10 protein-coding genes are annotated in these 8,644 nt (G+C 63.3%); 7 read left to right on the top strand and 3 right to left on the bottom strand.

Annotated elements, in window-relative coordinates; translation table 11 throughout:
• A partial coding sequence (locus tag KDH09_02415) for a hypothetical protein (protein MCB0218524.1) occupies nucleotides 1-412 on the top strand: 412 nt, incomplete at its 5' end.
• Between the two features lie 206 nt (nucleotides 413-618).
• Here KDH09_02415 and KDH09_02410 read toward each other — a convergent pair.
• Nucleotides 619-1,599 carry an alpha/beta hydrolase gene (locus tag KDH09_02410; protein MCB0218523.1) on the bottom strand — a complete coding sequence of 327 codons (981 nt, stop codon included), beginning with the start codon at nucleotides 1,597-1,599 and terminating at the stop codon, nucleotides 619-621.
• Nucleotides 1,600-1,868: 269 nt separating this feature from the next.
• On the opposite strand from KDH09_02410, the gene KDH09_02405 reads away from it, so the two are divergent.
• The 6 genes from KDH09_02405 to KDH09_02380 all read left to right on the top strand — a co-directional run bounded on the left by KDH09_02405 (nucleotide 1,869) and on the right by KDH09_02380 (nucleotide 6,127).
• Nucleotides 1,869-2,048 carry a hypothetical protein gene (locus KDH09_02405; GenBank protein ID MCB0218522.1) on the top strand — a complete coding sequence of 60 codons (180 nt, stop codon included), beginning with the start codon at nucleotides 1,869-1,871 and terminating at the stop codon, nucleotides 2,046-2,048.
• Between the two features lie 264 nt (nucleotides 2,049-2,312).
• The gene (locus KDH09_02400; protein MCB0218521.1) at nucleotides 2,313-2,957 is read left to right on the top strand and encodes a hypothetical protein; all 645 of its coding nucleotides are present in this window, start codon (nucleotides 2,313-2,315) and stop codon (nucleotides 2,955-2,957) included.
• A gap of 459 nt (nucleotides 2,958-3,416) precedes the next feature.
• The gene (locus tag KDH09_02395; GenBank protein MCB0218520.1) at nucleotides 3,417-4,757 is read left to right on the top strand and encodes a hypothetical protein; all 1,341 of its coding nucleotides are present in this window, start codon (nucleotides 3,417-3,419) and stop codon (nucleotides 4,755-4,757) included.
• Nucleotides 4,750-5,115: a hypothetical protein gene (locus tag KDH09_02390; protein MCB0218519.1), complete on the top strand. Its 366-nt coding sequence runs from the start codon at nucleotides 4,750-4,752 to the stop codon at nucleotides 5,113-5,115. Before KDH09_02395 ends, KDH09_02390 begins: the two co-directional genes overlap by 8 nt.
• Nucleotides 5,112-5,771 carry a hypothetical protein gene (locus tag KDH09_02385; GenBank protein MCB0218518.1) on the top strand — a complete coding sequence of 220 codons (660 nt, stop codon included), beginning with the start codon at nucleotides 5,112-5,114 and terminating at the stop codon, nucleotides 5,769-5,771. The genes KDH09_02390 and KDH09_02385 overlap by 4 nt, the downstream gene beginning before the upstream one ends.
• Nucleotides 5,768-6,127, top strand: coding sequence for a hypothetical protein (locus KDH09_02380; GenBank protein MCB0218517.1), 360 nt, complete (start codon nucleotides 5,768-5,770; stop codon nucleotides 6,125-6,127). The genes KDH09_02385 and KDH09_02380 overlap by 4 nt, the downstream gene beginning before the upstream one ends.
• Before the next feature lie 345 nt (nucleotides 6,128-6,472).
• On the opposite strand, the gene KDH09_02375 is transcribed toward KDH09_02380, so the two are convergent.
• Nucleotides 6,473-7,255 (bottom strand): transglutaminase domain-containing protein, encoded by a 783-nt coding sequence (locus KDH09_02375; protein ID MCB0218516.1) that lies wholly within the window; start codon nucleotides 7,253-7,255, stop codon nucleotides 6,473-6,475.
• 160 nt (nucleotides 7,256-7,415) lie between these two features.
• Nucleotides 7,416-8,612, bottom strand: a complete 1,197-nt coding sequence (locus KDH09_02370) for an FAD-dependent oxidoreductase (protein ID MCB0218515.1) — start codon at nucleotides 8,610-8,612, stop codon at nucleotides 7,416-7,418.
• Between the last annotated feature and the right edge of the window lie 32 nt (nucleotides 8,613-8,644).

Below are 8,644 nucleotides of genomic sequence, written 5' to 3'. Positions count from 1 at the left end.
CGCGCTGCTGCACGCTTCGGACTTCGCGGGTCAGCACCACCACTGCATCCATGCCATCTTCGCCGGTGAAGACGGCCACCTGCGCACCGAGCACGAGGAGCAGCTCGACCGCGCGCTCGTGCCCGAGCCCGTGGAGGCGCGTCTGACGCGCACGGGCTGGATGATTCACAACGCCCACAAGTGCCGCATCGGCGGGCGCCTGTTCTATCATGTGATTCTCGGCGACGGTGCCAGCATGGCCTCCTATTTCATCTCGCTCGAAGGCGAGGCCGGAGGGCTGGCCGCCGCCCTGGGTGAGGAAGTCGGCGCCGACATGCGCGTCGAAGCCCTCGCAAGCGGCCGCGTGCTGGTCAGCCCGCCGGGGCTCCCGCGCGCACATGCCGAGGCACTGCGCGCGGCGCTCGAGGGTTAGGGCGCTGCCGCACCCCCGCCCCGTCCGTCCTGAGTAGGCGCGACGCGCCGTATCGAAGGGCCAACGGGCCTGGAGGTGTCGAGGCTGTCGACCGCCCTTCGATACACGTTGCTACGCAACGCACTCAGGACGAACGGTTTGAGTGGCACGATAACGTAAAAAGGGCGACGCATGCGTCGCCCTTTTTCTGGTCGCGGGAGCCGGCCTCAGTCCGAGCTCTGCACGAATTCCTCGAACTTGCGTCCCATTTTCTGGAGCCGCTTTCGCATGAGCACGTCGCGATCGATGATGGTCGAGTCGTCGGTGCGCTGGCCCTTGGGGGTCAGCAGCATGGTCTTCAGGATGAGCTCGAAGACCTGGATGTTGTAGAGCGGGCTGACGTGCCCGATCTTCTTGAGCAGGATGTTGGTCGCCTCCGGATAGGGCATGCGCGCGCAGCGTGCGGGCCACACCAGCGGATCGACGTAGCTGTAGATGCTCGTCCAGCCGATGTTCTCGGGAAGCGGCTGGGAATTGAGATCGCGCAGGAAGGCGCTGCCCGGAATCATCTGGATGCCGCTCTCGCCGCGGATCTTGGGAAAGCCCGGAACGATGCGCTCGATGGTGGAGGTGATCCCCTTGTGGGCGATTCCCGCGGTCGCGATCCACGTGCCCATGTGCGGGGTGTGCAGGGTGATCGCCTTGGAGATCTGGGGATACTTCTTTGCGAGCCCCAGTTTCTGGAGCATGTAGCGAATGACCAGCCCGCCCTGGCTGTGGCCGATGAGGAAGACTTCCTCGGCATCGGTCTGCGAGAGCACGTACTCGAGGATGTGCGCCTCGTGCTCGGCCGAGAGGCGGATGTCCTGGCTGTAGGGCTGGTAGCCGCCCGAGATGGCGAAGATGTTGAACAGCTCGCTCTCGAGAAAGTGCTCCATGCGCTCGTAGCCCGCGCGCGCCTGGAAGTAGCCGTGATAGAGAAACGCGATGCGCTTCTGTCCCCTGTATTCCTTGAGCCGCTGGTGGAGGTATTTCTCGCCGAATACAAGGCGCTCGGTAAAGCCCACCGTGTGGTCGGTCACGTTCTTGGCGACGTAATAGGTCTCGCCGAGAATGGAGATCAGCATGCGGAGGTTGGACATGTAGGGCCGCTCGTAGGTGAGCGGATTGACGTCCTCGTCGAGGGTCTGGACCTGGTAGTTGATCACGTGTGTCGATCCTCCATCTGCCAAAGCGCGCGCAGGCCGCGCGCTTCAATGCGCCAATTGCCCCGCCTGCGTCCCATTATGGGTATCTGGCCCATTGATGCAACGCGCCTTGCTGGCACGCGCAACACTCCTTATCATAGGTGGAAAGCATCGTGAATAAAACGGCGGTTGATTTTCGGGGCCCACGGGGGCTCCCGGGCCTCACGGAGGGGGTTTTGCGCCCCGCCGCAGGCCACGCAGCACCGGAGAGCCGGAAGGGAGAGGCGCCCATGGACACGGCAGAGCGAATCAAGAAACTCTACGACCGCCTTCCGGCCGGCAGCGCCTTCCGCCGCGCCATCGAGCAGACCCTGGCCCGCGCCGAGGACCTGACCGGCCTGCCGCTGACCATCCACGACGAAGACGACGACACCCTCGATGAGACCGATCCCGATTCCAGCGAGAGCTGAGTCCAGCAAAATCTGATTGAACTCCAACTCCCTGCTCCCCCTCCGGGGGAGCTGTCCGGCAACGCCGGGCTGAGGGGGTGCCGGTGCCGGCACGCTGCTCCCTTTCTGAAGTCTGATCGCCCTGCCACGACCCCCTCAGTCGCCTCCGGCGACAGCTCCCCCGGCGCGGGGGAGCAGGGAATGAGTAGCTGTCTCACTTCGCAACTGTGACGCCCCCTGTCACGCCGCCATGGGAAACTCTTCTTCAAGGGAGGGCTCCCGAAGATGGCAAAGGAACAACGCTTCAGCCTGAGCGATCACTTTCTCGATGAATGGAGCCGCACGCGCGGCCCGCTCTTCGAAGACCCGCGCGCGGCGGTCTGTCGCATCCGGGCGCTCGTGATGGTCTCCACCGTGTGCAACCGCGCGCCCGACCGGCAACTGCGCATGCGCGCCGCCCGCGTCCTCGACGAGGCGCTCGCCGAGGTTCCCGATTCGAGCCGCCCCGCAACCAATGAGCAGCGCGCCCGGGCGAACATGGCGCTCGTCGACATCAATCGTCTCAATCGCGAATCGGGCATCTGCACCGACATGACCGCGGGCCTCGTCGAGATCCTCAACAAGGCCGGCAACGTGACCAGTGTGGAGGGCCAGCTCAAAAGCCACGCCTGGGCTCAGCTCCTCGCCGCCGTCATCGAGGGCGAAGGCCCCGAGATCCAGCTCCGCGCCGCACGTACCCTGCTCGCAAGAACCCGCGACGCCGCAAGGAGAGTGGGCCGCCCGAGCAGTGAGGCAACCGACGACAGCCCCAAGACGCCGCCCGCCGAAGAAGTCGTGCACGAGCACGTGCACGTGCACGATTCGGAGTCTCACCCCACGCAACCCGCCTACGAATGCCGCGCCGACTCCCCCGGACGCGGCCCGCCGTAACCGCCCGCAGCCTTCAGCAAAAAAAATCACGGAAATGAGATCGCGAGGAAGGAGAGAGAAGACGACAATAGCAAAGGACCGAAAAGCAAAACCGTTCGTCCTGAGTAGCATCGCGCAACGCGATGCGTATCGAAGGGCGATCGACAGCCCCGGTGTGCCGAGGCCCATTTGCCCTTCGGCGCGGCTCAGGACAGGCCCTTCGATACGGCGCTTCGCGCCTACTCAGGACGAACGGGGTGGACGGCGGCGGGCAGTTCTTCATGTTGTCATTCTGAGCGAAGCGAAGAATCCCAACCGGCTTGCGCCGAGAGCGAACCCGCATGACCGTCGCCGCCGGGTCGCACGTTGAGATCCTTCGGCCTGCGGCCTCGGGATGACAGGGATGGTGGCACGGGGTATTCTCCAGCTAACGCGAAAGACAATGAACCGGGATCCGTGCATGCGAAAGAGAGTGGCGGCGTGAGGGCATGGAACAAACAGTGGTTTCTGGCGATCGCCCTCTCGCTGTTGGCAGTATCCGGGTGTGCGCGCAAAGCCGCGGAATATCCGCCCCGCGTGCAGGAGTGGATCAAGTCGAGTGCCTGCAGCGTGGCGAACAGCCCGGAGTATCTCTACCTGGAAAAGCTGCAGGACAAGGTTTTCCTCGGCACCCGCTACGGCAATATCAGCGCGCAAATGCTCCGGGGTTTCCACAGGAACCTGGAGGCTGCCCTGGTCGGTCTGAACCTGAATGCACACGGCGGGGTGAGCGATGCCGAGCTGACCGAGCACGTCCGGCAGAACTGGAACCGCAATTCCCCGACCTGTTACCAGGACGAGATCTGGTACGGCCTGATGGGTGGCATGGTGGCCGAGGTCGAGCGGGTTGCGGGCCCGATGGGGTATTCCATGCGCAGTCCCGCCTTCGGAACCCTGCCGACCAACCGGCCTGAATTCCTGACGACGAAGCTTTCCGATGAAGGGCGCCCCATCCTCGCGCTGGGGGGCGGTTTGTTTACGCTGACCCACGAAATGACGAAGGTCGCCATCGAAACCTTTCCGACCCGGAAGAAGGGGCGCGAGACCATGGAAGTCGATCTGACGATCGATGGCTTTTCCAAAAAGAAACAGAGGGAAGCATTCATGCGCGTCTACCTTTTGGCACTCGAACACGTCGGCGTGCTGGGGACGAGTGAGCACTACAACATCAAGAAAGATCACATTCATCTGGTGGGTGCCCTGGTGCACTCTGCCGAACTCTTCGCAGTGGCCCACCTGATGGCGCACCACTACCTGGGCCATCCGCTCGATCCGCCTGTCGAGGGTGTGACCAACGGCCTTCTGGTAACCGAGCCCGCGCGCACCTGGCGTCAGGAACTCGATGCCGACCGGCTCGCACTCGAAATCATGGTCGCGGCTCGCAGGCGCGAGGCAGCGGGCGAACCCATCGGCCTCGTTCTACATGCCCCAGTCCTGTTTCTCGGTTACCTGTCGATCATCGACGACATCGACAAGATGCGCCGCACCTACCAGGTCACGCCCAAGAGCTTTGAGTATACGGCGGAAGAACTTGGCACCTGGGGTTATGACTCGCCCGTAATGGACCAACGTCGGCCCATGCCTCACATCGTTCGAAAAATCGCATTGCGCAATTACATCATGGAAAAATACGGCGAGGCGGCGCAGACCGACATGGCCGGCGTGCCACAGGCCGCCGACCGCAACATCACGATCCTCTGGGACGGCGCATCGCGGCTCGTACACACGTGGATTGTGGAACACCGGCTGGGCTCCCAGCCGGCGGAATCGGCCAATGAATAAGCCCGCCAACTACCGCTACCGCGACCTCAAGCCGGGGGATGCGTATTCCGAGGCGTGGCGGCGGGTGTACCAGCGCGAGTGTGCTTTCTTCTCCGCAATGTTCGCATTTGTTGCAGGCGCAGGTGTCGGTATGGTCATTGATCATTTCGGCGTTCCCCTGGCCGCCAAGATGCTGATTTCACTCGCGGGAATCTGCGTGTTTATTTTGGCTTTGCTGTATCAATACAGCCCATGTCCGCGTTGTAAGCGCGCCTACAATCGGATGTGGTGGTATGGCGGCCTTGTGTATCGCTCAACTTGTGCTCGCTGCGGCCTTCCCAAATGGGCGCCGGATGACCCGGAAAAGGGGGAAGGGTGAGTTTCAATCCCAAGGGTGTTCAATACCGCGTTGTTACGTTTACTGAGTTCGCTGATGATGACGAGAACGACAACCAAGATGTTGAAGTGGAGTTTGAAACTGGCGAACGCTTCGGCGCAACGTTTTTTACGGTGGGAAATCTCCTTCACTTGATGGAAAAGGACAAGAAGACCGGGGAGTGTGGAGCGGGGCTGTATTTTTGGGCCTCTTACCCGATTTTCGTTCAGCGCCTCACAAAGGAGGTTATTGAAGCGACAGTTCGCAAGTTGATCGATGAGGAGGAATTTCTGAGGGCATTTGAGTCGTTCCCGGATAGACCAAAGCACATTGATGCTGCGACGCTTGAATTGAGTGAAATTCTGAATGAGTGGCATCCGACTTATTCGGACAATGGAGAGGTCCATGAGTGGCACGCCTTCTCGCCGATCGTTCTAGGAATGCTCACGGCAGGTGCGACAAGTGAGGATGAACTGACCGAGTATCTTGACGATGTTGAGCCGATGGTCATGGAGCAACCGAGGCAGCCCAATCATAATCGCGAATTCGCCAAGAGATTGCTCGATTGGTGGCTGAATTTGGATGAAGATCGCATTGCGGCTCTCTTGGGAGAATTAGAGGCGGTGGGTGCCAGTTCTTCAGAAAACGGAAACGGATGACTAACCCCACCCGATACCGCTACCGCGATCTCAAGCCGGGGGATGCGTATTACGAGGCGTGGCGTGGCTATCGCCGAACCTTGAGAGTTGGATCGGCGCTGACGCTGTTCTTCATTATCACCAGCGTGGCGGATATGACGTTCGGCGTCCCGGAGCAGATGATCTGGGCGGAAATCTGGATCTTCATCTTTGGATTCGGCTACGTCGGAGAATGTTTGTGGGGCATGCGTTGTCCTAGCTGCGGGGAAAAGTGGGGGACGCGGTGGCGCGGGCCCTCAAGGATCGGCGCATGCCGGAACTGCCATCTTCCCAAATACGCCCCCGACGATCTCGACAAGGAAACGGCCGATGCCTGATCGGCATCCGTGTTCATCCGTGGCCATCTGTGGTTCCATCTTTTCGTCCACGTCCACGTCCACGCCTGCCCTGAGCCTGCCGAAGGGTCCGCGCTACCCCTCTCCCTTTCAGGGAGAGGGTGCCCGGGAGGGCGGGTGAGGGTGAAAGGCTTGTACCGGCATTGCACCCTCACCCTCGCTTCGCTCGACCTCTCCCTGAATGGGAGAGGTGAAAGGGAGTGTACAAAAATCAGCGGCGCCTCCCTCCGTGGGGAAGGGAGACGCCGCGTGTGGGAAGACACAGGCAGGGGCTTTGGGGAATGGGGTAGGAGGAGAAGCTCACCCCGGCCTGTGAAGTTGATTGTCTTAAGCCGCGATCGCCTCGTAGTCGCGGCCGGCTTCGCGGATGGCGCGCTGGCGGCGGGCGCATTCATTGCGACCCCAGGGGCCCAGGAACCAGCGGATCACCGAGTGACGCCGCGTGTTCGGGTAGGCCTCGCTCCAGACGTAGTCCATCGCGTCGCGGTAGATGCCGTCGTCGGAGACCAGCGGGAAGCGCTTGGCGAGCTGGCTGGTCCAGCCGCCTGCGCCGGCGCCGGGCTCGAGTGTGAGGCCCACGCCGTAGGAGAGGCCGCGTTCTGCCAGGTAGCGCTTGGCCGCATGCAGCATGTCGGCGTCGTAGGCCGCATCGGGACGGGGCTGCCAGCGCCCGTCCACGTAGAGTTCGGCCCAGCCGGTGGCGACCGTGTCGGGCCAGAGGCCCCAGGCCCATCCGGGCAGGAACTCGCGCATGAGCGACTTGTCGAAGCGCGCGAAGTGCAGGCGCGCCGGGATGCCAGCGGCACGGGCCAGCGCGACCAGAAGCGTGGCCTTGGCGGTCTCGTGACCGTAGCCAAGCTCCAGTGTGCGCGAGGCACTCGTTTCGTCGCCGGTGCCCGGGAGCTGGGCCGCGATGCGCTCGGCCACGAAATGGACGAGGCGCTCGGCCTTCTCGGCGTCGGTTGTGGCCTTTGCTGTGAGCTCCTCGGCCAGATTCCTCACCCGCGGGTGGTCGGCGTCGGAGAGCAGCGTGGGCGCCAGATAGGACTCCAGCGGGCTCAGATAGCCAGTATCGTTGGAGAGGGCGGTGTCGGTCGTTGTGCGGTTCATGGGGGAGTTCATTTCCTGCCCCTCCTTTCTACGTAGTTATTCTATGCAGTAAGAGGCAGATATCAACTCCATAGGTTCAATTTTTTTGTTAAATAGTGTTCATCGATAGCGTAATTTTTGACGCACCGAGTCGCAAGGCATTGAAATGACTGGGGAAGTGCTAAGTGCGCGGAATCACTGGCTGGGCGCCGGGGGCGACGCCCGTGCGGCCTGCGAGGCCCCACAAGTGGTAGGTGAGCGAAGCATCCTTGAGCAGGACGGCCGGGAAGCCGCTCAGGAACTGGCGCACGGGGCCCACCTGGGCGATCCCGCAGGCGTCGCGCTGCCCCAGGCTGATGAGCTCGCCCTTGTCCTGGAAGACCGGCGCGGCGGGCGCGTCCTCGCCAAGGGCCCAGGCGGCAAGCGCCTCCCCGGCGTACTCGCCCATCTGGACGGCCCACATGGCCTTGGCCGCCAGCGGGCCCTCGGCCCCGGCGGGGGTGCAACTGATGAGGTCGCCGCCGGCCAGCAGCAGGGGCTCGCGCCGCAGCTCCAGCAGGTCATCGGTCTCGATGCGCCCGGCCCGGTCGGTGCGCGCGGCGGCAAGGCCCTCGGGCGCGCTTGCGGCGATGCCCGCACACCAGACCACCAGGTCGTGGGGAAGCTGGGTGCCGTCCTTGAGCCGCGCGCTCTTTTCTTCGAGACGCTCGACCTGCGCCCGGGTGCGCACGCTCACCCGCATGCGGCTCAGGCGCTCGTGGCAGTAATTGGCCTCGCGCTCATCGCAGGCCGGCAGCAGACGCTCGGCGCCCTCAAGGAGCGTGACGTGGAAGCGCGGCGCGCCGGTGTCATCGGCGCGCGCAAGTTCCGCCAGCTCCGCGGCCAGTTCGATGCCAGTGAGCCCGCCGCCCACGACGATGACATTGCCGCCCTCAAGCGATTCGACTTTCGCGCGAATCGCCACGGCGTCGTCATAGGAAGAGAGGAAGCGCGCGTGCTCTTTGACGCCGGGGATGCCGAAGTCGTTGGGCGTCGCACCGGTCGCAACGAAGAGCGCGTCGAAGGGGATCTCGTACCCGTGCGAGGGATGCGCCACGTGAAGGCGGCGCTCTTCGAGGTTGATGCGATCGACGCTGCCGAGCGAGGCATCGACGCAGGTGCCGGCGAACATGGGGGCGAGCGGATAGCAGATGGCCGCGTCGCGCACGGCGGCCTCATGCAGGCGGCAGCGGTCGAGGAAGTATTCGCGATCGGAAACCAGCATGACGCGCACGCCGGTCTTGCCCTTGAGGCGCCAGGCCAGCACGGCCGCGGCATGGATGCCCGCATAGCCGCCGCCGACGATCACGATCTGCTTGTCCTGGGGAAAGAGCGCCATTGCCGAAGGGGGACTCCGATTGCTTTGACTTG

Source organism: Chrysiogenia bacterium (genome assembly GCA_020434085.1).
Taxonomy (GTDB): Bacteria; JAGRBM01; JAGRBM01; order JAGRBM01; family JAGRBM01; genus JAGRBM01.
Note: the sequence above shows the minus strand (reverse complement) of the source record. Positions and strands in the feature narration are given on the sequence as shown.